The organism is Pseudomonas sp. 2FG (genome assembly GCF_005502935.1).
Classification (GTDB): Bacteria; Pseudomonadota; Gammaproteobacteria; order Pseudomonadales; family Pseudomonadaceae; genus Aquipseudomonas.
In genome coordinates this window covers 59,893-86,481 of record NZ_SCMP01000010.1, presented here as the reverse complement: position 1 = coordinate 86,481, position 26,589 = coordinate 59,893, and the positions used below count along the sequence as shown (strand labels likewise).

Annotated in this window: 21 protein-coding genes and 1 pseudogene; 10 read left to right on the top strand and 12 right to left on the bottom strand. The window is 62.9% G+C overall.

The window, feature by feature from the left end; genetic code table 11:
* Positions 1-26: 26 nt before the first annotated feature.
* Both FFS13_RS12045 and FFS13_RS12040 read right to left on the bottom strand, forming a co-directional pair.
* Positions 27-581 carry a cytochrome b gene (locus tag FFS13_RS12045; RefSeq protein ID WP_137819332.1) on the bottom strand — a complete coding sequence of 185 codons (555 nt, stop codon included), beginning with the start codon at positions 579-581 and terminating at the stop codon, positions 27-29.
* Positions 582-816: 235 nt separating this feature from the next.
* A pseudogene (locus tag FFS13_RS12040) lies at positions 817-2,058 on the bottom strand (flavin monoamine oxidase family protein); the annotation flags it as partial.
* A 174-nt stretch (positions 2,059-2,232) separates the two neighbouring features.
* On the opposite strand from FFS13_RS12040, the gene FFS13_RS12035 reads away from it, so the two are divergent.
* Together FFS13_RS12035 and FFS13_RS12030 are read left to right on the top strand one after the other, a co-directional pair.
* Positions 2,233-3,636 (top strand): adenosylmethionine--8-amino-7-oxononanoate transaminase, encoded by a 1,404-nt coding sequence (locus FFS13_RS12035; RefSeq protein WP_137819330.1) that lies wholly within the window; start codon positions 2,233-2,235, stop codon positions 3,634-3,636.
* 4 nt (positions 3,637-3,640) lie between these two features.
* Positions 3,641-4,360: a 16S rRNA (uracil(1498)-N(3))-methyltransferase gene (locus tag FFS13_RS12030; RefSeq protein WP_137819329.1), complete on the top strand. Its 720-nt coding sequence runs from the start codon at positions 3,641-3,643 to the stop codon at positions 4,358-4,360.
* A gap of 52 nt (positions 4,361-4,412) precedes the next feature.
* Here the strand turns inward: FFS13_RS12030 and FFS13_RS12025 are convergent, their stop codons facing one another.
* The 8 genes from FFS13_RS12025 to pilG form a co-directional block, all read right to left on the bottom strand.
* Positions 4,413-4,883, bottom strand: coding sequence for a chemotaxis protein CheW (locus FFS13_RS12025; RefSeq protein ID WP_137819328.1), 471 nt, complete (start codon positions 4,881-4,883; stop codon positions 4,413-4,415).
* Positions 4,884-4,914: 31 nt separating this feature from the next.
* Entirely contained in the window at positions 4,915-5,934 is a 1,020-nt protein-coding gene (locus FFS13_RS12020) for a chemotaxis protein CheB (RefSeq protein ID WP_137819327.1), read from the bottom strand.
* The gene (locus FFS13_RS12015; protein ID WP_137819326.1) at positions 5,931-13,247 is read right to left on the bottom strand and encodes an Hpt domain-containing protein; all 7,317 of its coding nucleotides are present in this window, start codon (positions 13,245-13,247) and stop codon (positions 5,931-5,933) included. Before FFS13_RS12015 ends, FFS13_RS12020 begins: the two co-directional genes overlap by 4 nt.
* A gap of 24 nt (positions 13,248-13,271) precedes the next feature.
* The gene (locus FFS13_RS12010; RefSeq protein ID WP_137819325.1) at positions 13,272-14,138 is read right to left on the bottom strand and encodes a protein-glutamate O-methyltransferase; all 867 of its coding nucleotides are present in this window, start codon (positions 14,136-14,138) and stop codon (positions 13,272-13,274) included.
* Positions 14,139-14,200: 62 nt separating this feature from the next.
* Positions 14,201-16,249 carry a methyl-accepting chemotaxis protein gene (locus tag FFS13_RS12005; RefSeq protein WP_137819324.1) on the bottom strand — a complete coding sequence of 683 codons (2,049 nt, stop codon included), beginning with the start codon at positions 16,247-16,249 and terminating at the stop codon, positions 14,201-14,203.
* A gap of 87 nt (positions 16,250-16,336) precedes the next feature.
* Positions 16,337-16,873: a chemotaxis protein CheW gene (locus tag FFS13_RS12000; RefSeq protein ID WP_137819323.1), complete on the bottom strand. Its 537-nt coding sequence runs from the start codon at positions 16,871-16,873 to the stop codon at positions 16,337-16,339.
* A 47-nt stretch (positions 16,874-16,920) separates the two neighbouring features.
* A complete protein-coding gene (gene pilH, locus FFS13_RS11995; protein ID WP_137819322.1) occupies positions 16,921-17,286 on the bottom strand; it encodes a twitching motility response regulator PilH in 366 nt (121 codons plus the stop codon).
* Positions 17,287-17,332: 46 nt separating this feature from the next.
* Complete coding sequence (gene pilG / locus FFS13_RS11990) at positions 17,333-17,740, bottom strand: twitching motility response regulator PilG (RefSeq protein WP_137819321.1); 408 nt, start codon at positions 17,738-17,740, stop codon at positions 17,333-17,335.
* A 245-nt stretch (positions 17,741-17,985) separates the two neighbouring features.
* Here pilG and gshB point away from each other — a divergent pair, with 245 nt between their 5' ends.
* From gshB to FFS13_RS11955, 7 genes are all read left to right on the top strand, one after another.
* Positions 17,986-18,954: a glutathione synthase gene (gshB, locus tag FFS13_RS11985; protein WP_137819320.1), complete on the top strand. Its 969-nt coding sequence runs from the start codon at positions 17,986-17,988 to the stop codon at positions 18,952-18,954.
* A gap of 96 nt (positions 18,955-19,050) precedes the next feature.
* Complete coding sequence (locus FFS13_RS11980) at positions 19,051-19,944, top strand: energy transducer TonB (protein WP_137819319.1); 894 nt, start codon at positions 19,051-19,053, stop codon at positions 19,942-19,944.
* A gap of 59 nt (positions 19,945-20,003) precedes the next feature.
* The gene (locus tag FFS13_RS11975; protein WP_137819318.1) at positions 20,004-20,573 is read left to right on the top strand and encodes a YqgE/AlgH family protein; all 570 of its coding nucleotides are present in this window, start codon (positions 20,004-20,006) and stop codon (positions 20,571-20,573) included.
* Positions 20,573-21,022 (top strand): Holliday junction resolvase RuvX, encoded by a 450-nt coding sequence (gene ruvX, locus FFS13_RS11970; protein WP_137819317.1) that lies wholly within the window; start codon positions 20,573-20,575, stop codon positions 21,020-21,022. The genes FFS13_RS11975 and ruvX overlap by 1 nt, the downstream gene beginning before the upstream one ends.
* A 75-nt stretch (positions 21,023-21,097) precedes the next feature.
* Positions 21,098-21,613 (top strand): bifunctional pyr operon transcriptional regulator/uracil phosphoribosyltransferase PyrR, encoded by a 516-nt coding sequence (gene pyrR, locus FFS13_RS11965; protein WP_137819316.1) that lies wholly within the window; start codon positions 21,098-21,100, stop codon positions 21,611-21,613.
* A 10-nt stretch (positions 21,614-21,623) separates the two neighbouring features.
* The gene (locus tag FFS13_RS11960) at positions 21,624-22,634 is read left to right on the top strand and encodes an aspartate carbamoyltransferase catalytic subunit (protein WP_137819315.1); all 1,011 of its coding nucleotides are present in this window, start codon (positions 21,624-21,626) and stop codon (positions 22,632-22,634) included.
* Positions 22,634-23,905, top strand: coding sequence for a dihydroorotase (locus FFS13_RS11955; protein WP_137819314.1), 1,272 nt, complete (start codon positions 22,634-22,636; stop codon positions 23,903-23,905). The genes FFS13_RS11960 and FFS13_RS11955 overlap by 1 nt, the downstream gene beginning before the upstream one ends.
* A 55-nt stretch (positions 23,906-23,960) precedes the next feature.
* Here FFS13_RS11955 and FFS13_RS11950 read toward each other — a convergent pair whose 3' ends face one another.
* Positions 23,961-24,362 (bottom strand): TM2 domain-containing protein, encoded by a 402-nt coding sequence (locus FFS13_RS11950; RefSeq protein ID WP_137819313.1) that lies wholly within the window; start codon positions 24,360-24,362, stop codon positions 23,961-23,963.
* A gap of 287 nt (positions 24,363-24,649) precedes the next feature.
* On the opposite strand from FFS13_RS11950, the gene FFS13_RS11945 reads away from it, so the two are divergent.
* On the top strand, positions 24,650-25,246 hold the full coding sequence (locus FFS13_RS11945; RefSeq protein ID WP_137819312.1) for a C40 family peptidase: 597 nt from the start codon (positions 24,650-24,652) through the stop codon (positions 25,244-25,246).
* Between the two features lie 74 nt (positions 25,247-25,320).
* Here FFS13_RS11945 and FFS13_RS11940 read toward each other — a convergent pair whose 3' ends face one another.
* On the bottom strand, positions 25,321-26,466 hold the full coding sequence (locus tag FFS13_RS11940) for a PilT/PilU family type 4a pilus ATPase (protein WP_137819311.1): 1,146 nt from the start codon (positions 26,464-26,466) through the stop codon (positions 25,321-25,323).
* Positions 26,467-26,589 lie beyond the last annotated feature (123 nt).

Here is a 26,589-nt window from a genome sequence, read left to right as displayed (position 1 = left end):
TGTCCTTGTGCAGTTGAGGGTTAGGGTTAATCCGTGCGGCGCCCGAGCATGCGTGTCAGGGTGGCATCGCGGTCAATAAAGTGGTGTTTCAGTGCAGCCAAGGCGTGAACACCGGCAAAGATCACCAGGCTCCACGCCAGATATTCATGCACTAGGCCCGCGACATCTTCCTGATCGAGGATGCCGGTGATCGATGCGGGAACTGCAAACAGGCCAAACACTTCGATGCCCTGGCCGTCAGCGGTGGAGATCAAATAGCCGGAAACCAGCAAGGCAAACAGCCCCAGATACAGCAGGCTGTGGCCCACTCTGGCGCCCAAGCGGGTCAGCGCGCCGTAACTGCTCAAGACCGGCGGTGGCGAGCTGATCAAGCGCCAGAGCGCGCGTAGCAGCATGGCCGCGAACAGGGTCAGGCCAAGGCTCTTGTGCAGCGCCGGTGCGCGGTGATTCCAGGCGCTGTAGTAATCCAGCCCAACCATCCACAGGCCCAGCCCGAACAGCCCAAAGACCGCCAGCGCGATACCCCAGTGCAGCAGGATGCTGACCAGACCATAACGGGAGGAGGAGTTGCGCCACTGCATGGAGAGATTTCCGTAAAAAACGAGGGAACAAGATTAACGGCAAATCTATCGATTTAAAGCGGAAAATTTCGCTTTGAAATATCGAGAAATACGATTGATAGGTCGAGCCGAGCCAGGCCTGAATTAGTCCGGCGTCGCGGCGGGAAGTTCAGCGGCCGCCACCCGAACGGCGCCTGGGCGGGGATAAGCGGCCTCAGGCGCGACCGCTACGACCACGCCTGAGGTGATGTCAATTGAACAGGCGCGAGAAGAAGCCCGGCTTGTCATCGCCCGCCTTAGCCTTGCTCGACTCGGCAGCAGCCGCCGCAACCACGGGCTTGACTGGCTCGACGGTCTTGCCGGCCTGCAAGTCTTGCACCTGCACCGCCGCCCGCTGGCCACTGCGCAAGGCACCTTCCAGCGTGCCCGGATAGAGCGCATCGGTGTGTTCGCCAGCGAAGGCCAGCCGCTGCAACGGCTTCTCCCACAAGCGCCAATGGCGGCTGAGCTGCCCCGGGCCGAAAGCCAGATAGGCGCCACCGGTAGCCGGATCGCTGCTGTAGCGACGAATCTCATAGCCGGTGTAAGCGCCCCGCGCCTTCGGGTAGAACTTGTGCAGGCGGATCAACACTTGGTCGACCATCTGCTTGTCGCCGAACGCCTGCAACAGCCGCGCGTTGTCGCCGGACAGATTGACCACCACATTGGCGCCGCCCTTCATGGCCGGCTCGATCCACAACATGCCCAGGCCCTGATCACTGTAGATCTCACCCGAGAGGCATGCCTTGCTGTCCCACACCGGGGTCTTGAACTTCAGCATGATCTGGTCGTGACAGCCGTAGTTGGTGCTTTTCAATGCCGCCAGATGCGCGGCGTCCAGGGCCGGCGTCAGCTGAATCTGCGCCAAGGCCCGCAACGGCACCGCCAGCACCACGTAATCGGCGCTGTAGCCAACCGCGCCAGCCTTGACGAGCACGCCATCCTGGTCCTGGCTGATGGCCGGCAGACGGGCGGCGCGCAGATCGCGGTCGTCGATGCCGCGATACACCCGGGTTTGCTGCGCCAGATAGAGCAGCGACAGGCGCGAAGGCTCGTCATAGCGCGTGCGAATCCGCTGATTCACCAGCAGGCGCGCGGTGCCGGGCAACTCCAGCTTGTCCAGCCACTTGGCCACGCTGATCTGATCGAGGGCGAACAAGGTGCTGTTGGCCGCAGGATTCTGTGGGTCGCCGATGGAGGCGGCCAACTCGTCGAGGCTCTTGTCGAAACGTTTCAGCGCGTCGGCAGTCGCCGGTTGTTTTTGCGCCAGCTCGGCGGCCGTGAAGTACTGGCCCTCGATCAGGTAACTCGGCGTGCGCACAAACTCCGGGGCAGCCAGGGTCTTCAGCTTGAAGCCATCGAGGCAGGCATTGAGTACCGGCTGCGCTTTCTGGTTGCCGATCCACTCGCTGGTGGCCAGGCCCGAACGCCCGCCGACACTTGGCTTGGCTTCCAGCACCCAAGGGCGGGCCAGACGTGCCCGTCGGACGCCGGCGCGCGTCGAAACTACAATCCGGGTTGTCCCGCGCCCAGGCATTGCATAGGCTTGCGCAACTGTTTGCCGGGCGCCTTTGCCGCCCCTGAGTTCAGCCGTCGTCTGCTGGACCTTGCCTGAGTTCCGAGGAGTGTTGAAATGGGCCTGAATGATCAGTGGATGCAGCGCGACCTTGCCGTGCTCTGGCATCCCTGCACCCAGATGAAAGACCATGAGCAACTGCCGCTGGTGCCGATCAAGCGCGGCGAAGGGGTGTGGCTGGAAGACTTCGAGGGCAAACGCTACCTGGATGCGGTCAGCTCCTGGTGGGTCAATGTGTTCGGCCACGCCAACCCGCGCATCAATCAACGGATCAAGGACCAGGTCGACCAGCTGGAACATGTGATCCTCGCCGGTTTCAGCCATGCGCCTGTGATCGAGCTGTCCGAGCGACTGGTGAAGATGACGCCGGAAGGCCTGACCCGCTGCTTCTACGCCGATAATGGTTCGTCCTGCATCGAAGTCGCGCTGAAGATGAGCTTCCACTACTGGCTCAACCGCGGGCAGCCGGCGAAGAAGCGCTTCGTCACCCTGACCAACAGCTACCACGGCGAAACCATCGCGGCGATGTCGGTCGGCGATGTCGCGCTGTTCACCGAGACCTACAAGGCGCTGCTGCTCGACACCCTCAAGGTACCGAGCCCGGACTGCTACCTGCGCCCCGAGGGCATGAGCTGGGAGGAGCACTCGCGGAACATGTTCGCGGCCATGGAGCAGTGCCTCGCCGAGCATCACCAGGACGTCGCCGCGGTGATCATCGAGCCGTTGATCCAGGGCGCCGGCGGCATGCGCATGTATCACCCGGTCTACCTCAAGCTGCTGCGCGAGGCCTGCGACCGGTATGGCGTACACCTGATCCACGATGAAATAGCCGTCGGCTTCGGTCGCACCGGCACTATGTTCGCCTGCGAACAGGCCGGCATCCGCCCGGACTTCCTCTGCCTGTCCAAGGCCCTGACCGGTGGCTACTTGCCGCTGGCCGCCTGCCTGACCACCGACGAGGTCTACGCCGCCTTCTACGACGACTACCCGACCCTGCGCGCCTTCCTCCATTCCCACAGCTACACCGGCAACCCGCTGGCCTGTGCGGCGGCCCTGGCGACCCTGGATATCTTCGAGCAGGACAACGTGATCGACAACAACCGCGCGCTGGCCACGCGCATGGGCGCGGCCAGCGCGCACCTGGCCGAGCATCCGAACGTCGCCGAAGTCCGCCAGACCGGCATGGTCCTGGCCATCGAGATGGTGCAGGACAAGGCCAGCAAGACCCCCTACCCCTGGCAGGAACGGCGCGGTCTCAAGGTCTTCCAGCACGCCCTGGAACGGGGTGCGTTACTGCGCCCGCTGGGCAGCGTGGTGTATTTCCTGCCGCCCTATGTGATCACCCCGGAGCAGATCGACTTCCTCGCCGAGGTCGCCAGCGAAGGCATCGACATCGCCACCCGCAGCAGCATCCAGGTGCCGGTCAGCGGTCGTCATCCCAATTTCAGAGATCCGGGTTAACCCTATGCGCCTTTCCCGTTTCTTTATCGACGCCCCTTTGAGCCTCGGCGAACACGAGCTGCCGGAAGCCCAGGCGCACTACATCGGCCGTGTGCTGCGCCTGAGCGAAGGCGCCGCCGTGCAGTTGTTCGACGGCTCCGGCTCGGAGTTTCTCGGCGAGTTGATCGAGGTCGGCAAAAAGCGCGTGAGCGTCAGCCTCGGTGAAAGCCTGGCGGGCCAGCCGGAATCGAGGTTGCAGGTGCATCTCGGCCAGGGCCTGTCACGCGGCGAGCGGATGGACTGGGCGATCCAGAAAGCCACCGAGCTGGGCGTCGCGCAAATCACCCCGATCGTCAGCGAGCGCTGCGAAGTGCGCCTGAAAGACGAGCGCGCCGACAAACGCATGGCCCACTGGCGCCAGGTGGCAATCAGCGCCTGTGAGCAGTGCGGGCGCTCACAGCTACCGCTGATTCATCCGCCGCAGAGCCTCGCCCAGTGGCTCGAGCAGACCCAGGCCGAGTTGAAACTGGTGCTGCATCCGGTCGCAGAACCGCTGGCCAGCCATGCCAAGCCCGGCACCTTGGCCTTTCTCATCGGCCCGGAAGGCGGCCTGTCCGACACGGAAGTAGCCCAGGCCCAGCAAGCGGGCTTCCACTCCGCCCGCCTCGGCCCACGGGTACTGCGCACGGAAACGGCACCGGTGGTGGCGCTGGCCGTCGCTCAGCAACTGTGGGGCGATTTCTAATTCACCAGCGACAAAAAAGCCCGCAGCAGCGGGCTTTTTATTGGCGGCCGACTTAGATCAAACCGGCATCCGCCAGCATCTGCTCCAGTGCGATCAGATCTGGAATCTTCGCCACCTCTTCACCGAAGCTGACCGCATCCAGCTCCAGCGGGGCCAGCGGCGCACTCGCGCGCGTCAACTCCGCGCCGACCTTGAGCGAGCGCGGAATCCCCTGCACCAACAGCGCGAGGAACTTCACCTTCGGTCGACCGCCCAAGGCGTTGATCACCGCCACCCGGGCACCCGGGCGAATCTGTGGCTGGCCATCGGAAGCCGCCTCGAAGGACAGCAGCGGCAGGCTCAGGTCACGCCAGGCCATCTGCCCCAAGAACCAGGCCGGCATGCCCGGGCTCACTTGCGGAGCACGGTAAGGAATCAGCTCGGCCACGGCCACGTTCGGCAGCAGCAAGGTGCGATCCGCCAACGGCACCAGCAGCCCGGTCAGGCTGGTCACGCTATTGGGGGTGGTTACAGCTTGGCTCATCGGAATGTCCTGTACGCGGCAACGCGCGGCCTCAGCCGCACTGCGCCGCCAAATGATTGACCAGCGTCTCCGCCAGCTCGCGCGGGTCGCCACTGTAGGCGCTGTAGCCGCCTTCGCGCAGGCTGTCCGGCATGCTCGGGCAGACGCAGCTGTCCGCCCGCTGAGTCCAGATCTCGCCGCCCTGGCGGCGCACATAGGCCGCCGCGGCGCTGCCGTCGCTGCCCATGCCGCTGAAGGCGATCACCCCGCACAGGGCACCGAAGTGCTGCGCCAGGTTGAGCATCATCTGGTCGATGGACGGGCTGTAGGGCTCCGGCCAGCTGCGTTCGGCGATCTGCATGGTGCCACCTTCGGCAAAACCGAGTTCGTGCACAATAGGTGCGACCACCACCTCGCCGCAACGTACCGCATCCCCCTGCCTGGCCGGATTCACATGCCATTGGCTATGCCGGCCGACCGCTTGCGGCAACGCCGTTTCGAAGCTGGCATCGATATGCTGGGCATAGATGAAGCCGATCGGCAGCCCCCCCGGCAGGGCATCGAGGAAGACTTTGACCGCGGCCGGGCCACCCAACGAGGCCGCCAACAGCCACACCTGCCGCGCTGGAGCACCGGCCACCAGCGGCGTGTCCGCCAGTGCGCGGGGCAAATCCAGGCGCGCTGGCCGCTGAGCCTCGTCGAGCAGCGCTTGCAAACTGGGGCCGACCGCCTGGGTAGGATCACCGACCAGCCGCTTGAGCTTGCCGACCAGGCGGCGCTCCCAGCGCGGGTAATGCTCGGAATGCCGCTCCGGCGCATGGCCCTCGCCAAACAACACCGGGGCGCTGGCGTACTCCAGCAGGTTATCGACCAACGGCGAGTCTTCCGACTGCGCCAAATCGACCAGCCACAGATCGGCCTCGCAGGCGGCCAACGCCTCTGCATCGAGGCGCGCCGGGTCACTGTTGAGCACTACGTGATAGCCGTTACCCACCAACGCCTGCTGCAGCACATGGCGCTGCAGCGAGGTATCGGCAAGCACGGCGATGCGAGCGGCAGTTTTCTCAGTCATATCCGTTTGACCAGTTGTGCAATGGTTTCGAGCAGCAAGGACTCTTGATACGGCTTGCCGAGGTAGTCGTTGACGCCGATGTTCATCGCCCGCTCACGGTGCTTCTCACCGGTACGCGAGGTGATCATGATGATCGGCAGGTCCTTCAGGCGCTCGTCGTGGCGCACCAGGGTGGCCACTTCGAAGCCGTCCATGCGCGGCATTTCGATGTCCAGCAGCATGATGTCGGGCTTGTGCTCCTGCAGCAGGGAGATCGCGTCGACCCCATCCTTGGCGGTCAGCACGTTCATGCCGTTACGCTCCAACAGGCGGCTGGTGACCTTGCGCACGGTGACCGAGTCATCCACCACCATCACCAGCGTCGGCCGTTCGACCTCGAGCTCCGCGGGCAAGGCGGCACGGCTCGCGGTACGCGGCAGCAATTGGGTCAGCAGGTGGGCGTGCAGCACCCGGATAGTCGCCAACAGATCGAGAATCACCACCACCCGACCGTCACCGAGGATGGTCGCCCCGGAGATGCCATGCACCCCGGCGAACTGCGGGCCGAGGCTCTTCACCACGATTTCGCGCGAGCCGGCCAGGGAATCCACCTGCACCGCCACCGCATGCTCGCTGGAGCGCACCAGAATCACCGGCAACGGCAGACTCTGGCCGACCAGCTTCGGCTGCTGGCCGTTGTTCAACAGGTCGCCCAGGTAGCGCAACTCGTAAGCCTGCCCGGCATACTCGAAGCGCGGCGCATCCGGCTGATAGTAAGCCTCCAGCTCGTACGGCGAGACCCGCACGATACCTTCGATGGTGTTCAGCGGAATGGCGTACAGGTCCTCGCCAGACAGCACCATCAGCGCGCGGTTGACCGACACGGTGAATGGCAGGCGGATCCGGAAGGTGCTGCCCTCGCCCGGGGTCGAGTCGATGCTCATGGAACCGCCGAGTTGCTTCACCTCGGAGTGCACCACGTCCATGCCGACGCCACGCCCGGAAATCTGCGTGACCTTCTCGGCGGTGGAGAAGCCCGCTTCCAGGATGAATTGCAGAACCTCGTGATCGGTGAGGTCGGAGTCGGCATCCATCATGCCGCGCTCGATGGCCTTGCGGCGCACCGCGTCGAGCTTGATACCGCCGCCGTCGTCGGCGAGGGTCAGGACAATATCGCCGCCCTCACGGCCGAGGCTCAGGCGGATACTGCCCTGATCCGTTTTGCCGGCGGCGCGGCGCACTTCAGCCGCCTCGATGCCGTGGTCGACGGCATTGCGCAGCATGTGCTCCAGCGGTGCGACGATGCGCTCCAGCACCGTGCGGTCCATCTCGCCGTCGGCATTGCCGACATGGAACTCGACCTGCTTGCCTAGCTCGCTCGCCACCTGCCGGACGATGCGGCGCAAGCGCGGCACCAGCCGATCGAAGGGCACCATGCGCGTACGCATCAGGCCTTCCTGCAGCTCGGTGTTGACCCGCGCCTGCTGCAGCAGCAGGGTTTCCGCGTCACGGTTACGCGCCGCCAGGGTTTCTTTCAGGTCGAGCAGGTCGGATGCCGACTCGAACAGCGCGCGCGAGAGCTGCTGCAGCTGCGAGTGCCGGTCCATCTCCAGCGGGTCGAAGTCTTCGTAGCCGACACGCTCGGCCTCCGCTTGATAGCGGCTGATGATCTGCGACTGGGTTTCGATATCCAACCGGCGTAATTGATCACGCACCCGGTCGATGGTGGCTTCCATTTCGCCGAGGGTGAAACCAAAGTCGCTGACCTGTTGCTCGACGCGACCGCGGAAGATCGAGGTCTCCCCCGCCAAGTTGACCAGGCCCTCCAGCAGCTCGGCCGGCACCTTGACCAACTCCTGCGGAGCACGCCGGGCAGCGGCCTCCAGGGCCGCCTCTTGAGCACGCCGGACGAACGGCAAGACCTTCGCCGCCAGCGGCACCGTCGGCAGCTCGCTGGCCGCCACGATCGGGCTGCTCAAGGTACGGGCTGTCGGTGGGCTGGGTAGCGCTGTAACCGGCTCGGGCTCGAGCTGGGGCGCCTCAGTCGACTCATCGGCAAGCTCTGCCGCCAGACTCTCATTGAGGCGCTGGCGCAATTGCTCGAGCTCGCGCTGCAGGCCCTCAAAACCGGACTGCACATCGAGAGACAGACTCTCTGACCAAGATGCGTCTTGCTGCTGCGCCTCGCTCAGGTGCTGCTCCAGATCATGGGTCAGATCGCCCAGGCTGTTCTGTCCGGCCAGCCGCGCGCCACCTTTCAAGGTGTGCAGGATGCGCAGCATATCGTCGATGGCCGCGTCATCGTCATGCTGCTTTCCCCAGCGGCCGATGGCGCTTTCCATGGCCTCCAGTAGGTCGTCAGCTTCCTCGAGGAAGATGTCGAGAATATCTGCCTCGGCATCTTCCGCCAGCGCGTCGACCGCGGCCCTCAGGTGCACGCTGGGCGGTATGCTCAGTTGCTCATCCGGATTCGCGCGAAAGCTCTGGATAGTCTCGATCAGCGCCTCGCCGCTCGGCACGGCACGCTTGCCACGCACCGCCTCGAGCATTTCGGCGAGCCGATCATGGCAAGTCTGGAGCAGGTTGAAGAGCTCAGGACTGGCGCGCAAACGCCCGTCGCCAAGCCCCTCGTAGAGGAACTCCAACTCATGCGCAAGGTCGCCGATCTCACGGATTTCAGCCATCCGCGCACCACCCTTGAGGGTGTGTAGATCACGCTGCAGAGACTCGAGCTCGATAGTGTTATCGAGGTCTTCCTTCCAGCGCTGCAGGGCCGCGCTGGAGCTATCGATGATATCGAAACCTTCTTCGAGGAAAATTTCCACCAACTCGGGATCGCGCTCATCCTCGAAAGTCGACGCTGCTGCCGCGGCCAAGACTTGCGGCTCGCCCAACTCAAGCGGCTCGGCGGGCACGGCTTCTGCTACAGCACTTAACTCAAGCGGCTCAGCCAACGACAGCTCGTGCGGCTCAGCGCTCAACGCAGAGCGCGACTCGTCGACCAGCTCGCCCGCCAACGGCGCTAACCCAAGCTCAAATAGCTCTTCCACCTGCAACTCGGCTTCGGCTTCGGCTTCGGCTTCGGCTTCAAAGTCAGGTTGCGGCATGACAACCGCCGCCGGCAGGCTTTGCCCACCGCCCTGACGGAAGCTGCGAATTGCCTGGATCGGCTCGATCGGATCGAGCAGCGGGTGCTTGGCCTGCAACTGCTCCAGCAACAGGGCCAGACGGTCGTGGCTCTGTTGCAGCAACCCCCTCAGTACTGGCGAATAGCTGTAACGCCGATCCACCAGGCCTTCGTACAGCGCTTCCAGCTCATGGGCGAGATCGCCGATCGGGCCAATCTCAGCCATCCGCGCGCCACCTTTCAGGGTGTGCAGATCACGCAGCAGAGAAGACAGCGCCCGATTATTGTCCGGTTCACTCAGCCAACGCTCCAGGGCCTGACCGGCGCTTTCCAGGATATCGACCGCCTCTTCGATGAAGATCGCGACCATTTCCTCGTCCTGCAGGTCATGCGTGGCGACCGGCGACTCTTCTTCGACTGCCAGCCACGACTGTACTTCGAGCGCTATATCCGCGCCTTGATCCCCTGGCTCGGAGCGCTGCATCGCCTCGCCGAGCGCCCACTCGGCCAATTCGAGTTCGGCAGTTGCCGCGTCCAGTTCGATGATTTGCAGCTGCGCATTGGCATCCGGTGTCAGCAAGGCCAGGGTCCGCGGGTCGAGAACCTCGCCCAGCAATACACGCAAGGCTTCGACCCGCTCGGGTTGCGCGCTGACCTGCAGCCCGGCAGCAACCTGATCCATCATGCTGATCAGCTCTTCGTGCGCACTCTCAACCTCACTGAAAAAGCGCTCACTGACGGCCAAGCTACCTTCTTCGACCGCGCCGTAGAGATCCAGCAGCGCTTCACAGAGCTCATCGATCTGCGGCAGCTCGGCCATCTCGGCGCCACGACCCAGGGTGCTCAGTTCGTCGAGCAGGGCACTGAGTTCCTGGCGCTCAGACGGATGCTCGCGCCAGCGGCGCAATAGATCCTCGGCGTCCAGCAGGATATCCATGCCTTCGGCGAGAAAGATGCCGATCAGTTGCGGATCGCGAGTTTCACCTTGCTGGCCCTGACGCGCAGTTTGTGCGGCGTCCAGCCGGTCTTGGTGTAATTTGTGCGCGCGCTCGAGCAGCTCCGCAGCCCCCTCGATGGCTGCTAACGGCTGTTCTTCCAGCTGCTCCAGACCGCGGCGGAACAACTGCTCGGCACTCTGCAGCAACTCAGCCTCGGCCAGATCCATCGGAATCAGGTTGGCCTTGAATTCCTTGACCAGCTTTTCCAGTGGCGTGGCGATCTCGGCGATCGGCAGAATGCCGGCCATGTACGCACTGCCCTTGAGGGTATGCAGAGCGCGCTGCAGATCATCGGTGACCGCTTGTGGCAGCTCCTGGGCGCAATCGGCGAGGAAGCCGAGCAAGGTATCCAGGTGGGTTTCCGCCTCATTGCGGAAGATCTCGATCAACTGCGGATCGAGCGCATCGGACACTGCATCCACAACCGCTGCAGTCACAGGCTCGCCCATGGCTGCGGCTGTCTGCTGGGAGACCTGGGCATCAATTTTTGCGAGGCTCTGGCCCTTGGCCAACGCATGAGCAGTGGCGGCTAAGCGGTCGACATCGTCACGCTGACGCTGAGCCTTGGCGGCGAACTCTGCCACCAGCGCCGGCATCAACTCGACCACCTCGACTATGACTTGCTGCACCTCATCGCCAGGCTGAATGCTGCGCTCCAGCACTCGATTGAGCAGGTTCTCGATGGACCAGCCCAGTTCGCCAATAATCAGCGCACGAACCATCCGCCCACTGCCCTTGAGGGTGTGGAAGGCACGCCGGACTTCGCTGAGGGCTGCTTTATTGTCGGTGTCCGCACGCCACTGCGGCAGAGACTCGGCGATGCTTTCCAGTACCTCGCCGACTTCCTCGATAAAGACTTCCAGCAGCTCTTCGTCTACCGGTTCTTCATCGGCCGGCGGCGGTAGCAGGCTGGGGGGTACATCCTGGGCCGGCGGATTGATGGCCTGCACCGGCGTCGCCATGACCTCGGCCATGGACAGAGGCATCGAAGCGGGCGCGGCTTGCTCCTCGGGCTCGAACGGCGCGCTCGGCAGCTCAACTTCGGGAAGTTCCAGCTCGGCCAGTTCAGCCTCGCTCCACTGTGCCGGGTTGTCGTTGAGCGCATCGAAGCTGAGTTCTTCCAGCTCCAATGTGCTATCGCCACCCCAACTCAAGGGCGCCTCAACCTCGGTCAATTCCAGGCCGGGCAACGACGACAGCTCGTCCAGCGTTGCCGCCAGACTGAAATCGATGTCTTCCAGAGCCATTTCTGGCAGCTCACTGAGGTTCCAATTGTCATCGGAAACCAGCAACTCAGTGCCCTCACCGGCAACCTCGGCAGCAACCTCGGCGAATTCCAGGCTCAGTTCGTCGCCGAACTCCAGGTTTGTCAGCTCAGGATCGGCCTCCTGGCTCTCCACCGGCAGACCCAATTCAAGCTCTTCCAGCGGCTCGTCGGCTAGCACCTCGATGTCGTGCAGCGGATCAGCCAGTGGCGCAAAAGACTCTACTGCAGGCTCGACACGATCAAGAATCGACGGCTTCTCCTGCAGCGGGTAGCCGAGGGTCTCCAGGCTCTCTTCGGCCACATCGAGGATCAGATCGCCCTGGGTCGCATGGTCTTCGGCCAGCCGTTCGAGGTAATACTCGACGCTGGTGATGGCATCGGCCAGGGTATCGAGGCTCTGCCAGTTCGGCACCGCTTTACGGGCCAGCAGCTGTTCTTGAATGTAGCGATTACAGGCTTGCAGCAAGGCCGCGGCACGCGCCAGCGGAATCATCGCCAGGCCACCACGCGCCTGGGTCAGTAGCTCAGGCACCCGGGCCAGGTGTTCGTGGTTCCACTGCGAGGCGATGAATTCGATGATCGCGTCTTTGGCCTGCTCCAGGCCGTTGCGCGCCTCTTTAATCACAAGCTGGTGAATCTGCGCCACATCGGTGGTCGGCAGCCGGCTTTCTTCGCGGCTGCTGTCATCGGCCGGACCAACCATGCCGGCCAGGGTCGCCTCCACATACAGCAGCGCCCCGGCGACATCCATCAGCATCGCATCGCTCGGCTCGCGCTGGCCGAGGGACAAGCCATGCACCACATCGATCTGATCGAGAATCACCTTGCGCGGCTGGCCGAAACCGAGCACCGCCAGGGTATCGGCGATCTGCTTGAGCGGCGCCAGTTGGCTATCCAGTTCGGCGACTTTGCTGCGGTCGCTGCGGACAAACAGGTCGAGGCTGTCCTTGACCCGCACCAACTCTTCGCACAGCGCGGCGACCACCGAGCGCATCGCATCGCGATCCGGCCCGGCCAGGCGCGCCCGCTCTTCGTCCACCACCTCGTGGTCCGGCAAGGCGTCATCGAGGCGATAGTGTTCTTTCAAGGCGCGGATCCGCGGCGATTGCGCCGGGGCCTTCGCCACGTAGAACAGCAGGTTTTTGATCAGTTCGTCCGGAGCGGCCTGATTGATGCCCTCCGCCCCCTGTTCCAGCAGGCGCTTGAGCTCTTTATCCGCCTGGCGGAGCAAGGTTCGCACCGAGCTGCCGTTGAGCACGCTACCGTTGGCCAGGCCCTCGATCATGCCCGACGCGATCTGCCACAGCGGGCCAAGCGGAGCGTCTTTGCAGAGCACTTCGAGACGGGCAAAAACCCGCGCCATATAGCCCAGGTTGGTGCCGAGGTCCTGGTTGCGGAGCACCCCGACCAAGGCCATCTGCAGCATCTGCCGCAGCTTGCGCAGCAGGACCGGGAGCTCGGCGGTGCGCAGTTGTGCCAGCGACTCCACCGACAGGGCCGGCTGACGAGCCGACATGTCCGGCGAGAACAGACTGGTTTCCGACAGCAGTTTCTCGCCGCGTGCCGCGCGCAGATCATTCAGCAGCGGCAACACCACCATCGGCAGATCGCGTCGCGCGGTCTGAATTCGATCCAGATAAACCGGCAGCTGCAGAATCGCCTGCATCAGCACTTCCAGGGCCTCAGCCTGGTTGGCTACGCGGTTTTCCATCAGCGCCTGGGACAGCTGCTCCATTTCTTCCGCGAGCAGCGCCGCACCGTAGAACTCCACCATCTGCAGAGTGCCATGGACCTGGTGTACATAGGTCAGACAGAAACGCATGCGTGTCGAGTCCTGCGGGCTCTCGACGAACGCCTCCAGGGCTTGCCGCGCCTGTTTCAGGGTTTCCGCGATCTCGCCTTTGACCCACTCCAGGGCGACATAGTCGTGCCGATCACCCATAGCAACTCCACTCATAACCGCACGTTACCCCTTTCGGGTAAAAGCCAGCACTCGCTCGTCGGCCACCGGTTCTAGCTCCGGATGTTGCCAACCGATCACTTCGCCGACGCCGACTACCAACAGACCACCCGGTGCCAGGCGCTCGGCCAGGCGGTTGAGGATCTCGCGGCGGCGCCAGCGACGAAAATAGATCAGCAAGTTCTGACAGAAAATGACGTCCATGCCGGACATTGGCGCCTTCGCCAGTTCCAGCACATTGAGCCGGGCGCAACACACTCGCGCAGCCAGGCTCGGTACTACCTTGAAGCGTCCATCGGACTGTGCGTCAAAGTACCGCTCACACAGCTCTATATCCATTTGCTCGAGCTTGCGCGCGCCGTATTGACCGGCGCGCGCCTTGCTCAGGGCATTCAGACTGATATCGGTACCGGTCACGCCAAAATGCGCGGGCCGCTCACTATCACGCAAGACTTCGGCGGCGCTGATTGCCAAGGAGTAAGGCTCCTCACCACTGGAACAACCCACGCTCCACAAGGCCCAGGGTTGCTCACCGACTTCAGCTCGCGCCAAGCGCTCACCCAGGTAATGCTCGAGTACTTGGAAGGATGGGCGATGGCGGAAAAACCGGGTTTCTTGAACCGTCAGGCGATCCAGCAGGATCGACCATTCCACCGCCCCACGCGGACCATCGGTGACCTGCCGGTAGTAGCTGGCATAGTCAGCCACACCCAATTCGCGCATCCGCGCGCTCAGGTTGGTCTGCAAAAATGCCTGGCGCTGTTCGCTGATCACTACCCCGGTACGCTCTTCCAACAACGTTTGCCAGTCGTAGAATTCTGCCGGTGTCATATCGACCAGGGGTTTCAAGGCCCAGGCCCCGCTTGGCTGCATGCCGTGCCCCTCGCTCATGGCCGCGTGGCGGCGACCTCTTCAGGTCGCCGCACCTCTCCTGATCAGGCTTGATCCGTGGCTTCCGGCAGGGTAAAGCCGGAAACCGACCGACGCATCTCACTGGCCATCTTGGCCAGGTTACCAATGCTTTTGGCGGTAGCCGTGGTGCCCGAGGAGGTCTGCGAGGTGATTTCCTGAATCACGTTCATGGTGTTGGAGATATGGCCTGCCGAAGAGGCTTGCTGCCGCGCGGCGTTGGAGATGTTCTGAATCAAGGCCGCGAGGGTCTTGGATACTTTTTCAATCTCCTCCAGGGCCACACCGGCGTCTTGCGCCAGGTGGGCACCGCGCACCACTTCAGAGGTGGTTTGCTCCATCGAGATAACCGCTTCGTTGGTGTCGGTCTGAATCGTTTTAACCAGCGCCTCGATCTGCTTGGTTGCCGCGGAGGAACGTTCCGCGAGGCGTTGTACCTCGTCCGCTACCACGGCGAAGCCACGACCCGCGTCACCGGCCATAGAGGCCTGGATCGCGGCGTTCAGGGCGAGGATGTTGGTCTGGTCGGCAATGTCGTTAATCAGGCTGACGATGTCACCGATCTCCTGGGACGATTCACCGAGGCGTTTGATCCGCTTCGAGGTGTCCTGGATCTGCTCACGGATGTTATCCATGCCGGTGATGGTGTTATGCACCACCTCGTTGCCCTTGTTGGCGATGGCTACCGAACGCTCCGCTACTGCGGAGGATTCCGAGGCGTTCGCCGATACCTGGTCGATCGACACGGCCATTTCGTTGATCGCCGCAGAAGCACCGGCGATTTCCTGCGCCTGGTGCTCGGAAGCTTCGGCCAGGTGCATGGCTGTCGCCTGGGTTTCCTGGGCGGCCGCCGCCACTTGTACGGCGGTCAAGTTGATCGTTGCGACCAGGTCACGTAGTTGGTCGATCGAGTAGTTGATCGAGTCCGCGATGGCGCCGGTGAAGTCTTCGGTTACCGTTGCCGCTACCGTCAGGTCACCGTCGGCGAGGTCGGCGATTTCATCCAGCAGTCGCAGAATTGCCGCCTGGTTACGCTCGTTCTTCTCGGCGGTTTCAGCCAGACGACTACGGGTGCTCTGCACCATGACCAAGCTGATCAAGATAATCGAGGCCAATGCCAGCAGGCCCAGGACATAACCGGCGAGGGTATTCAGGTGACGGCCGCCGGCCAGGTTTTCAAACCCGCTGGCCAGTTGCGAGGCTTTGTCCAGCAAGGTCTGGGAAACGGTGAAGATGCTGCTGGCAGATTCCCGAACCTGGAACAACTCTGGCGAGGTCTCCAGAATCTCGTCCACCGAACCGGAAACGAACTCGAACAGCTCGGAAATTTCCGCCAGTCGCTCGAGGGCTTCCTGGTCGGTCACCTTGGCGATCTTCATCGCCGCATTGCCTTCCAGCATCGCGCTCAGCACTCGACCGAACAGGCTGGCATCGCGGCCGAACATGTCGGCGGCCTGCACCGAGTCTTCGTCACCCGCGAGCACCTTGTTCACCGAGCCGAGGATACGTTCGGCCAGCAACGATTGACGCTGGGCTACCGAAACCTGGGCGGCCGGCGCACCGCTCTCGAGCAGGATGTCGACCACCTCTTCGTACTCGACCTGCAGTTGCGGAATGGTTTCCGCCAAGGTCGCGGCGACCTGGTGCAGGGAGAGAACCGTCTGCTCGCTGGCGAGAATGGCATCGGCGTTCTGCCGCAGGCTGTCCCAGTCCTTTTGCACGGCGACCATTTCCGCCTGCACCGTTTCTGGAGCTGACGGCAGCCCCGTCGACTCGTCACCCTTGACCAGGAAGCCCCAGCGCTTCTCGAAGTCGTTGCGCGCGTCTTTCAACAGGGCGAAGGCCTCGACCTTACCCGCTGCCGCTTCCGTGGCGTTCTTCGCGATCCGCTGGGAGAGTACACGCAGCTCACCGGAGTGACTGATGTAGCCCTTGTCATAGTTCGACTGGGTGTTGATATAGGCGAAGTTGGCGAACAACAACACGATGGAGACGATCAGGACGATAAAAAGCCCCGCGATCAAGGTGCTGCTGCGCATCCCAGCCAATAGATTGCCTGCGTTTAGTTTTTTCATTATTTGGCCCCCGCCTGGACCTACCGCACTACGTTGTTTCCCATGTAACGCCAAAGGGCCGGCAACGCCGACCCAACCGAAAACTATTTAGAACGCCACGTCGAGGAAGCCCGGATGCTGTGCCAGCGCATGAGGACTGAACACTAGCCAGGGCTGTTCGCGCTGGAAGACCCCGTGAATGAAGGGCTGAACGGCTGTCTCGAGCGGTGGTAGATGCTCGGAGAAGCTATCCACCGGGAAGTGCTGCATGCCGAACACTTCATCGACTGTTAGGCCGGCGAAGACTTCCTGATGATCCACCACCAATACCCGCCGCTGCTTACGCAATGGCGACAGCTCATTGTCGAAGAAACCACACAGGTCCATCACCGGCAGCAAGCGACCACGCACGTTGGCGACGCCCTTGACCCAACTTTTCACGCCCGGCAACAAGGTAAACCTCGGCTCGTGCAGCACTTCGCCAACCTCTCCCATGGGCGCAACAAACAGTCGCTCGCCCATGCGAAAACCAATGCCACTCCAGGTCTGCACCACCGCGCGCTGCGACGGCAGCCCAGCCGCCAGCAGTCGACAGCGTTGGTCGATCTCAAGGAGAAGCTGAAAGGGGGTCTGTACGTCCGACATGTCGGCCTGGGCCTTTTTCTTATTTTATTAGCTACGAACTAGCACGGTCAGCCGACCAGCACCGCATTCAAGGTTTTCAGCAGCGTGTCTTCATCCACCGGTTTGGTCAAGTAGTCACGCGCACCTTGGCGCTTACCCCAGACCTTATCGGTTTCCTGATCTTTGGTGGTGACGATGATCACCGGGATGTGACTGGTATCCTCATCTTTGGTCAGCTGACGGGTTGCCTGAAAGCCATTCAGGCCAGGCATGACGATATCCATCAGGACTGCATCGGGCTTTTCCTGGCGAGCTAAAGCCACGCCATCGGCGCCATTTTCCGCCTTGAGCACCTGATGCCCATGCTTTTCGAGCATGGCGGTCAGCTTGTACATCTCGGTCGGCGAGTCATCAACAATTAAAATTCGAGCCATGGTGTTCCCCATATGGAAGATGCGTCACCGCCCTTGCGGGCGGACGTCAGGATACTTGTTCCACCGGGGTGAAGTTAGGTACATGAGCCTTAATGGCACCGAGCAGCTCTTCCTTGCTAAAAGGCTTGGTGAGGTACTGGTCGGAGCCGACGATACGGCCTTTGGCCTTATCGAATAGACCATCCTTGGAGGACAACATGATCACCGGGGTGGATTTGAAAGCACTGTTATTTTTAATTAGGGCGCAGGTCTGATAGCCATCAAGCCGCGGCATCATGATGTCGACAAAGATGATACTGGGATGAGTGTCGGCGATTTTAGCCAGCGCATCGAAGCCATCTACCGCGGTAATGACCTCGCAACCCACTTTTTTCAGCAAGGTTTCCGCAGTGCGACGAATCGTCTTCGAATCGTCAATCACCATGACCCTCAACCCTTCGGAATGCTGTTCCATGTTCGCCCTACCATCGCCTCGGTGAGTCGTTATTTTTCTACGTTTTCAGTGCGCCTGAGGCCCTACCAGCGACGGGCTGCGACCCAATCGTAGGCCTTTTTAGCACACTCTCTAGATGCAATCCATAAGTCCTAGAAGTGCAAGGTTTTTCCTTGACCGGGAAGGTCGTCGGCGCCACCCTGGCGCCACACAGTCTAGCCTCGGCAGCTTTTTGCTGTCGCATTCCTTTTGCGGAGGATTCCCCCATGAGCGTTCGCCTCGGCATAGTCATGGATCCGATTGCGCGCATTTCCTTCAAGAAGGACAGCTCGCTGGCCATGCTGCTGGCCGCTCAGGCCCGTGGCTGGTCTCTCTTCTATATGGAGCAGCCCGATCTTTACCAAATTGGCGGTGAGGCCCGGGCGCGCATGCGCCCACTCAAAGTCTTCGAAGATCCCCAACATTGGTTCGAACTGGACGCTGAAAGCGATCTCCCGCTGAGCGAACTCGACGTGATCCTGATGCGCAAGGATCCACCCTTCGACATGGAGTTCGTCTATAGCACCTATCTATTGGAGCAAGCCGAGCGCGCCGGCGTGCTGGTGGTCAATCGCCCGCAGAGCCTACGCGACTGCAACGAGAAACTCTTTGCCACCCAGTTCCCCCACTGCACCCCGCCGACACTGGTCAGTCGCCGTGCCGACATTCTGCGCGAGTTCGCCAAAGAGCAGCGTGACATCATTCTCAAACCCTTGGATGGCATGGGCGGATCTTCGATCTTTCGCCATCGCGAAGGCGACCCCAACCTCTCGGTGATTCTCGAGACCCTGACCGCCCACGGCACCCAGCAAATCATGGCGCAGGGCTACCTGCCGGCGATCAAGGACGGCGACAAGCGCATCCTGATGATTGACGGCGAACCTATCCCCTATTGCCTGGCGCGCATCCCGGCCGCCGGCGAAACCCGCGGCAACCTGGCCGCCGGCGGGCGTGGCGAGGCGCGCCCCTTGAGCGAGCGCGATCGCTGGATCGCCGCCCAGGTCGGCCCAACGCTGCGCGAGAAAGGCCTGCTGTTTGTCGGTCTGGACGTGATTGGCGAGCACCTCACCGAGATCAACGTGACCAGCCCGACCTGCATCCGCGAGATCGACAATGCCTTTGGGACGAAGATTGGCGAGCAATTGATGGAGGCCATCGCCAGGCAGCTGAGCCAGCGCGGAACAACCTCACGCTGAAATGCTCAGTGCTTCACCAAGCCGCGCAGTGCTTCATAGACTTTTTCCCGAGCCCTCGGCAGACTGCGCGGCAACCTGAACCGACCCCGATGAGCGATGAACGCAGCCGCCCTCCCACCCGAACTGTCTGCCGCTGGCGTCCGCCCAGCGGATCGGCTGGGCTTTACCCTGTTTCTCGCCGCGGCGCTGCATGTGGCGCTGATCCTCGGCATCAGCTTCACCCTGGCCGAACCGAGCCAGATCAGCAAGACCCTGGAAATCACCCTGTCGACGTTCAAGAGCAAGGAAAAGCCCAAACAGGCCGACTACCTCGCCCAGGACAACCAACAGGGCAGCGGCACCCTGGAGCACAAAGCCGCACCGAAGACGACCGAGCAGGCGCTGTTTCAGGGTAAAGCGGTCAAACGCACCACCCCGCCGGCCGCCCCGCGGCACACCACGCGCCAGGAAGCCCCGAAAGCCGCGGTCGCCACCCGCACGCCACAACGGCAAAAAACGCCGGTCAAGCGCGAGCAAGCCAAGCCCGAACCGCAAACGCGTCCAGCACCGACGTTCGATAGCGAACAACTGTCCGCCGAGATCTCCAGCCTGGAGGCCGAACTGGCGCAAGATCAGCAGTTGTACGCCAAGCGTCCGAAGATTCACCGGCTGAACGCCGCCTCGACCATGCGCGACAAAGGCGCCTGGTATAAGGATGAGTGGCGCAAGAAGGTCGAGCGGGTGGGCAACCTCAACTATCCCGACGAGGCACGCCGCCAGCGGATTTACGGCAACCTCAGGCTGCTGGTCTCGATCAACCACGACGGCAGCCTGTACGAGGTACAGGTGCTGGAGTCCTCTGGGCAACCGCTCCTCGACCAAGCGGCCCTGCGCATCGTTCGCCTGGCCGCACCCTTCTCGCCGTTCAGCGGCGATCTTGCCGAGTTCGATCGCCTAGAGATCATCCGCACCTGGCGCTTCGAGCGCGGCGACCACCTGTCGAGCAAATAGACGCTCGAGGAAGCAGCGCTGCTTGTCAGGGTGGCCACCTAGCGACCACACTATTACCCATGAAAGACGCCAGCCCGAGCTACCTCAAGCATCACCTGCTGATTGCCATGCCGCACATGGCCGATCCGCATTTCGTGCAGACCGTCAGCTACATCGTCGAGCACAACGCCCAAGGCGCCATGGGCCTGGTGATCAATCGACCCAGCGGGCTGAGCCTCGCCGACGTGCTCGAACAATTGCGCCCGGATAACCCCCCAGCACTCCTATGCCAGAGCCTGCCGATCTTTTCCGGCGGCCCGGTGCAGACCGACCGCGGCTTTGTCCTGCACCCCAGCGGACAACAATTCCAAGCCACCCTGGAATTGGGCGAGCTCGCGCTATCGACCTCGCAGGATGCGCTGTTCGCCATTGCCGACGGCACAGGCCCGGAGAAATACCTGATCACCCTGGGCTACGCGGGCTGGGAGGCCGGACAACTGGAGAGCGAACTGGTCAATAACGTCTGGCTGACCTGTCCAGCGGACCCCCACATTCTCTTCGACCTGCCCTACGAGCAACGCCTGAATGCCGCGGCCGAGCGCCTGGGCATCAACCTCAGCCTGCTGACTTCCCAGGCCGGGCACGCTTGATGGCCGCGACTCCCGCCGCCGCCAAGCCGCTGCGCCTCCTGCTCGGTTTCGATTACGGCACCAAACAGATTGGCGTCGCCGTCGGCCAGGCGATTACCGGCCAGGCTCGCGAACTCTGTGTATTAAAAGCGCAGAATGGCGTACCCGACTGGCAGAAAGTCGAGGCGCTGATCCGTGAATGGCAGCCCGACGCCATAGTCGTCGGGCTGCCGCTGAACATGGACGGCACCCCCAGCGAGATGAGCGAGCGCGCGGAAAAATTCGCCCGCCGCCTGAATGGCCGCTTCAACCTGCCAGTGCATACCCACGACGAACGCCTGACCACCTATGCCGCCAAAGGCGAGCGGCTGAGCCAAGGCCAACGCGGCGGCTACCGGGAAAACCCGGTCGACGCCCTGGCGGCCGCCCTGCTGCTGCAAGGCTGGCTGGAAGAACACCTAGATATTTGACCCAGAACAGTTGCCACTCGCGCCAAGCATCCGAAGCCTGCCGCGCACGGTTGCCACACGTCCCGAGGAGCGCCCATGAGCCTGCCCAACCCCGCCGAACTGCTGCCGCAGATGGCTGCCGCGCTGAGCGCCCACCTGGCCAGCCGCAAGATCGCCGAGCCGCGCTTTATCGGCATTCACACCGGCGGCGTCTGGGTCGCCCAGGCACTGCTGCAGGCCCTCGGCCGCAACGAGGTGCTGGGGATTCTCGACGTTTCCTTCTATCGCGACGACTTCACCCAGAACGGCCTGCACCCGCAAGTACGCCCCTCGGCACTGCCGTTCGAGATCGAAGGCCAGCATCTGGTGTTGGTCGACGACGTGCTGATGAGCGGCCGGACCATCCGCGCCGCCCTCAACGAACTGTTCGACTACGGCCGCCCCGCCAGCGTGACGCTGGTCTGCCTGCTCGACCTCAGCGCCCGCGAGCTGCCGATCCGCCCGGACGTGGTCGGTGCCACACTGTCGCTCGCCCCCAGCGAGCGGGTAAAATTGCTCGGCCCCGCGCCGCTCACCCTCGAGCAGCAGCCCCCCGCCTCCGCCGCCAACTGAGATCCTCGCTATGACGCCGACCGACGCCAAGCGCCCGCTGCAGCTCAACGATCAGGGCCAGCTACGCCACTTCCTCACGCTCGACGGCCTGCCGCGTGAGCTGCTGACCGAAATCCTCGACACCGCCGACTCGTTCCTCGAAGTCGGCGCCCGCGCGGTGAAAAAAGTCCCGCTACTGCGCGGCAAGACCGTGTGCAATGTGTTCTTCGAGAACTCCACGCGCACCCGCACCACCTTCGAGCTGGCGGCCCAGCGGCTGTCCGCGGACGTGATCACGCTGAACGTCTCCACCTCATCGACCAGCAAGGGCGAGACGCTGCTCGACACCCTGCGCAACCTGGAAGCGATGGCCGCCGACATCTTCGTGGTCCGCCACGCCGACTCCGGCGCCGCACATTTTATCGCCGAGCATGTCTGCCCAAACAGGGCGATCATCAACGGCGGCGATGGCCGCCATGCGCACCCGACCCAGGGCATGCTCGACATGCTGACCATCCGTCGGCACAAGGGCGACTTTGAAAACCTCTCGGTGGCGATAGTCGGCGATATCCTGCATTCGCGGGTGGCGCGCTCGAACATGCTGGCGCTGAAGACCCTCGGCTGCCCGGACATCCGCGTGATCGCACCGAAGACCCTGCTACCGGTCGGTATCGAGCAATACGGCGTGCGCGTGTTCACCGACCTCGCCGAAGGCCTGAAGGACGTCGACGTGGTCATCATGCTGCGCCTGCAGCGTGAACGCATGACCGGCGGCCTGCTGCCCAGCGAGGGCGAGTTCTACCGCCTCTACGGCCTGACCAGTGAGCGCTTGAAGCTGGCCAAGCCGGATGCCCTGGTCATGCACCCCGGCCCCATCAACCGAGGTGTGGAGATCGAGTCGGCGGTGGCCGATGGCCCGCAGTCGGTGATCCTCAATCAAGTCACCTACGGCATCGCCATCCGCATGGCGGTGCTGTCCATGGCCATGAGCGGACAGAACGCCCAGCGCCAACTCAATCAAGACGCCGAGGAGCAGAACTGATGCGCATCGTTATCCTCGGCGCCCGCGTGATCGACCCGGCCAGCGGACTGGATCAGCTCGGCGACCTGTACCTGCAAGACGGTAAAATCGCCGCAATTGGCCAGGCGCCAGCCGGTTTCGTGGCCGAACAGAGTATCGACGCACAAGGCCTGGTCGCCGCCCCCGGCCTGGTCGATCTCAGTGTCGCGCTGCGCGAGCCTGGCTACAGCCGCAAAGGCAGCATCGCCAGCGAGACCCTCGCCGCAGCGGCCGGCGGCATCACCAGCCTGTGCTGCCCGCCGCTCACTCGACCGATTCTGGATACGCCGGCCGTCGCCGAACTGATCCTCGACCGCGCCCGCGCCGCCGGCCACACCAAGGTGTTCCCGATCGGCGCACTGAGCAAAGGCCTGGCCGGCGAGCAGTTGGCCGAACTGGTCGCCCTGCGCGACGCCGGTTGCGTGGCCTTCGGCAATGGCCTGGACAGCTTCAAGAATAACCGCACCCTGCGCCGCGCCCTGGAGTACGCGGCGACCTTCGACCTGTGCGTGGTGTTCCACTCGCAAGATCACGACCTGGCCGAAGGTGGTCTGGCCCACGAAGGGGCGACCGCCAGCTTTCTCGGCCTGCCGGGCATCCCGGAAAGCGCCGAGACCGTCGCCTTGGCCCGCGACCTGCTGCTGGTCGAGCAAACCGGCGTGCGCGCGCACTTCAGCCAACTGACCAGCGCGCGCGGCGCCCAGCTGATCGCCGAGGCGCAAGCCCGCGGCCTGCCGGTCACCTCGGATGTCGCGCTGTATCAGCTTATTCTCACGGATGAGGCGCTGATCGACTTCTCCAGCCTCTACCATGTGCAGCCGCCGCTGCGCACCGCCGCCGACCGTGACGGCCTGCGCGCCGCCGTGAGGTCCGGGGTGATCCAGGCCATCGCCAGCCATCACCAGCCCCATGAAGCGGACGCCAAGCTGGCGCCGTTCGGCGCCACCGAGCCCGGCATCAGCAGCGTCGAGTTGCTGCTGCCGCTGGCACTGAGCCTGGTACAGGACGGCCTGCTGGACCTGCCGACCCTACTGACCCGCCTCAGCATCGGCCCCGCCCAGGCTCTACGCCTGCCCGCGGGCCGACTGGCCGTCGGGCAGCCCGCCGACCTGGTGCTATTCGACCCCCAGGCTTCGACCCTGGCCGGTGAAACCTGGTACTCCAAGGGTGAGAACTGCCCGTTCCTCGGCCACTGCCTGCCGGGTTCCGTGCGCTACACCCTGGTGGATGGGCATATCAGCTACCAGGCCTGAGTCCACCCGTAACGAAGAAGCCCGCCAATCGGCGGGCTTCTTCGTTACGGCCGGTTTAGCCGCGCTGGGCGTTGCGCAGCGAGACCTGCTCGTTCAGGGTCCAGAAATCGTAGAGCACCCCCAGCAGGAAGAAACCGCCTGTGAGCAGGTAGAGGATGCCGCTGATCCACTTGCCTTGATACATGCGATGCACACCGAACACACCGAGAAAGGTCAGCAGAATCCAGGCGACGTTGTAGTCCGTCTCCCCAGCGTTGAAACGCAAATCTGCCTCGCGATCCATCGAAGGGATCAGGAACAGGTCGATGATCCAGCCGATGAATAGCAGGCCGAGGGTGAAGAACCAGAGGGTGCCGGTCACCGGCTTGCCGTAATAGAAGCGGTGCGCTCCGAGGAACCCGAAGATCCACAACAGATAACCTATGACCTTACTGTGGGTATCCTGACGTACGTCCATGCGTGCCTCCTGGCAGATGATTGATGCTGTTCTGAGCGCTGAATCCAACGCAGATTTATCGGTACTGGAACGCCTACAGCAGACGGCCTGGCCCAGGTCGATGGGACGTATCCCAACCACCATTCTGCCAACCGCAGAGGCAGGTTTCCTCACTCAAAACACCGTAAAAAGCGGCATTTTGTCGCACTGATTCGGCTATTGGACACGAGTTCTAATCGACCAATGGTTAAAAAATGTGCAAAAAAGCTGTTATAAAGTTGCGCGCCTCCAACCACGAGCCCTGCCAAATGCGTTCGATTTACCTGACATGGCTAACCCTTTGCCTTGCTTTGCCACTCGCCGCGCAAGCGACTAACCGCTATCAGCCGCTGCCTGCCGGCTCCACCGGACACACGGTCAAAGCCTATTCGGCCAGCAACCGCAGCACGCACAAGCCGTCCCCCTCGGCGCTGGCGGCCGAGCACAGCAGCAGCGTCTTGAGCCGCGCGGTAAACGCGCTCGGCATCCGCTACCGCTGGGGTGGCAGCACGCCGGAAAAAGGTTTCGACTGCAGCGGCCTGGTCAAATACGCCTTCGACAATATCGACGAGGTGGATCTCCCCCGCACGTCCAACGCCATGTCGCGCGCCGACGGGCAAAGAGTCTCGCGGGACCAACTCGAACCGGGTGATCTGCTGTTCTTCAACATCAGAAGCCGCAAGGTCAACCATGTCGCGATCTACCTCGGCAACGATCGGTTTATCCATGCGCCACGCCGCGGCAAAAGCGTCACCATCGACACCCTGAACAAACCCTACTGGAAACGCCACTACGCGCTGGCCAAGCGCGTGCTGCCGAACAACGAGCCCGCCAGCGGCTCGCAGCTGCGCCTCAGCCAGCGCTGAGGCGCCATCCAGACCACGCCCTGCGGCAGCCAGCACGAAGATAAAGTCCACGCGCCAGCGGTTTAACCGGCGCCTTAGCGGAAACGCCGGCCGGTATCTTCCTCGCTGGTCTCCAGCGACAGCCCCTGAGAGATGCTGGACAGATGCTCGCCATCGGTCTCCGAACCGAGCTTGATCATCAAGCGCAGGTCGTTGGCCGAATCGGCATAGGCCAGCGCATCTTCATAGGTGATCTCACCCTGGCTGTAGAGGTTGTAGAGCGCCTGATCGAAGGTCTGCATGCCCAGTTCGGTTGAGCGCTTCATCAAGGCCTTCAGCTCGTGCACCTCGCCCTTGCGGATCAAGTCGGCCGCCAGCGGCGTGTTGATCAGCACTTCGATCACCGCACGCCGGCCCTTGCCATCCGGGGTCGGTACCAGTTGCTGGGCGACTATGGCCTTGAGGTTCAGCGACAAGTCCATCCACACCTGACTCTGCCGGTCGGCCGGGAAGAAGTTGATGATCCGATCCAGCGCCTGGTTGGCGTTGTTGGCGTGCAAGGTGGCCAGGCACAGGTGGCCGGTTTCGGCGAACGCCACGGCGTGATCCATGGTCTCGCGGGTGCGCACCTCACCGATCAGGATCACGTCGGGGGCCTGGCGCAGGGTGTTCTTCAGCGCCACCTCGAAGGACTCGGTATCGATCCCCACTTCGCGCTGAGTGACGATACAGCTCTGGTGCTGGTGGATGTATTCGATCGGGTCTTCGATGGAGATGATGTGGCCGCTGCTGTTCTTGTTGCGGTAACCGATCATCGCCGCCAGCGAGGTCGACTTACCGGTACCGGTCGCGCCGACGAACAACACCAGCCCACGCTTAGTCAGCGCCAGCTTCTTCAGCACTTCCGGCAGCTTGAGATCGTCCAGAGTCGGAATATTGGTCTCGATGCGCCGCAGCACCATCCCCGCCAGGTTGCGCTGATAGAAGGCACTGACCCGGAAGCGGCCGATACCGCGCGCACTGATGGCGAAGTTGCATTCATGGTTTTCGGCAAAGTCCCGACGTTGCTGCTCGTTCATCACCGAGTGTACGGTTTCACGGGCCTGCTCGGGCGACAGGGGAGTCTTGGTCACCGGCATGATCTTGCCATTGACCTTCATCGACGGCGGCACACCCGCCGTAATAAACAGGTCGGAGCCTCCCTTTTCCATCATCAAACGCAGCAGTTTTTCGAATTCCATGGACTCTCTCGCCTCTCACGCGACTCACTCACGGCAGTCTTGCAGGTACCGCCAGCCCGAAGGGCGAGTCGATTGCGAGCGTGTACCGCAACCGACGTAACCCGCCCCGCCACCTGGCGGGGC

Coding starts and splice junctions, on each gene's coding strand:
- FFS13_RS12020 (WP_137819327.1), bottom strand. CDS start 5,934: ATGACTGAGAAAACTGCCGCTCGCATCGCCGTGCTTGCCGATACCTCG.
- pilG (WP_137819321.1), bottom strand. CDS start 17,740: ATGGAACAGCATTCCGAAGGGTTGAGGGTCATGGTGATTGACGATTCG.
- FFS13_RS11940 (WP_137819311.1), bottom strand. CDS start 26,466: ATGGAATTCGAAAAACTGCTGCGTTTGATGATGGAAAAGGGAGGCTCC.
- FFS13_RS12015 (WP_137819326.1), bottom strand. CDS start 13,247: ATGGGTGATCGGCACGACTATGTCGCCCTGGAGTGGGTCAAAGGCGAG.
- FFS13_RS11960 (WP_137819315.1), top strand. CDS start 21,624: ATGACGCCGACCGACGCCAAGCGCCCGCTGCAGCTCAACGATCAGGGC.
- gshB (WP_137819320.1), top strand. CDS start 17,986: ATGAGCGTTCGCCTCGGCATAGTCATGGATCCGATTGCGCGCATTTCC.
- FFS13_RS11980 (WP_137819319.1), top strand. CDS start 19,051: ATGAACGCAGCCGCCCTCCCACCCGAACTGTCTGCCGCTGGCGTCCGC.
- FFS13_RS12005 (WP_137819324.1), bottom strand. CDS start 16,249: ATGAAAAAACTAAACGCAGGCAATCTATTGGCTGGGATGCGCAGCAGC.
- FFS13_RS12000 (WP_137819323.1), bottom strand. CDS start 16,873: ATGTCGGACGTACAGACCCCCTTTCAGCTTCTCCTTGAGATCGACCAA.
- FFS13_RS11950 (WP_137819313.1), bottom strand. CDS start 24,362: ATGGACGTACGTCAGGATACCCACAGTAAGGTCATAGGTTATCTGTTG.
- FFS13_RS12030 (WP_137819329.1), top strand. CDS start 3,641: ATGCGCCTTTCCCGTTTCTTTATCGACGCCCCTTTGAGCCTCGGCGAA.
- ruvX (WP_137819317.1), top strand. CDS start 20,573: ATGGCCGCGACTCCCGCCGCCGCCAAGCCGCTGCGCCTCCTGCTCGGT.
- FFS13_RS11945 (WP_137819312.1), top strand. CDS start 24,650: ATGCGTTCGATTTACCTGACATGGCTAACCCTTTGCCTTGCTTTGCCA.
- FFS13_RS12010 (WP_137819325.1), bottom strand. CDS start 14,138: ATGCAGCCAAGCGGGGCCTGGGCCTTGAAACCCCTGGTCGATATGACA.
- FFS13_RS11975 (WP_137819318.1), top strand. CDS start 20,004: ATGAAAGACGCCAGCCCGAGCTACCTCAAGCATCACCTGCTGATTGCC.
- pilH (WP_137819322.1), bottom strand. CDS start 17,286: ATGGCTCGAATTTTAATTGTTGATGACTCGCCGACCGAGATGTACAAG.
- FFS13_RS11955 (WP_137819314.1), top strand. CDS start 22,634: ATGCGCATCGTTATCCTCGGCGCCCGCGTGATCGACCCGGCCAGCGGA.
- pyrR (WP_137819316.1), top strand. CDS start 21,098: ATGAGCCTGCCCAACCCCGCCGAACTGCTGCCGCAGATGGCTGCCGCG.
- FFS13_RS12045 (WP_137819332.1), bottom strand. CDS start 581: ATGCAGTGGCGCAACTCCTCCTCCCGTTATGGTCTGGTCAGCATCCTG.
- FFS13_RS12025 (WP_137819328.1), bottom strand. CDS start 4,883: ATGAGCCAAGCTGTAACCACCCCCAATAGCGTGACCAGCCTGACCGGG.
- FFS13_RS12035 (WP_137819330.1), top strand. CDS start 2,233: ATGGGCCTGAATGATCAGTGGATGCAGCGCGACCTTGCCGTGCTCTGG.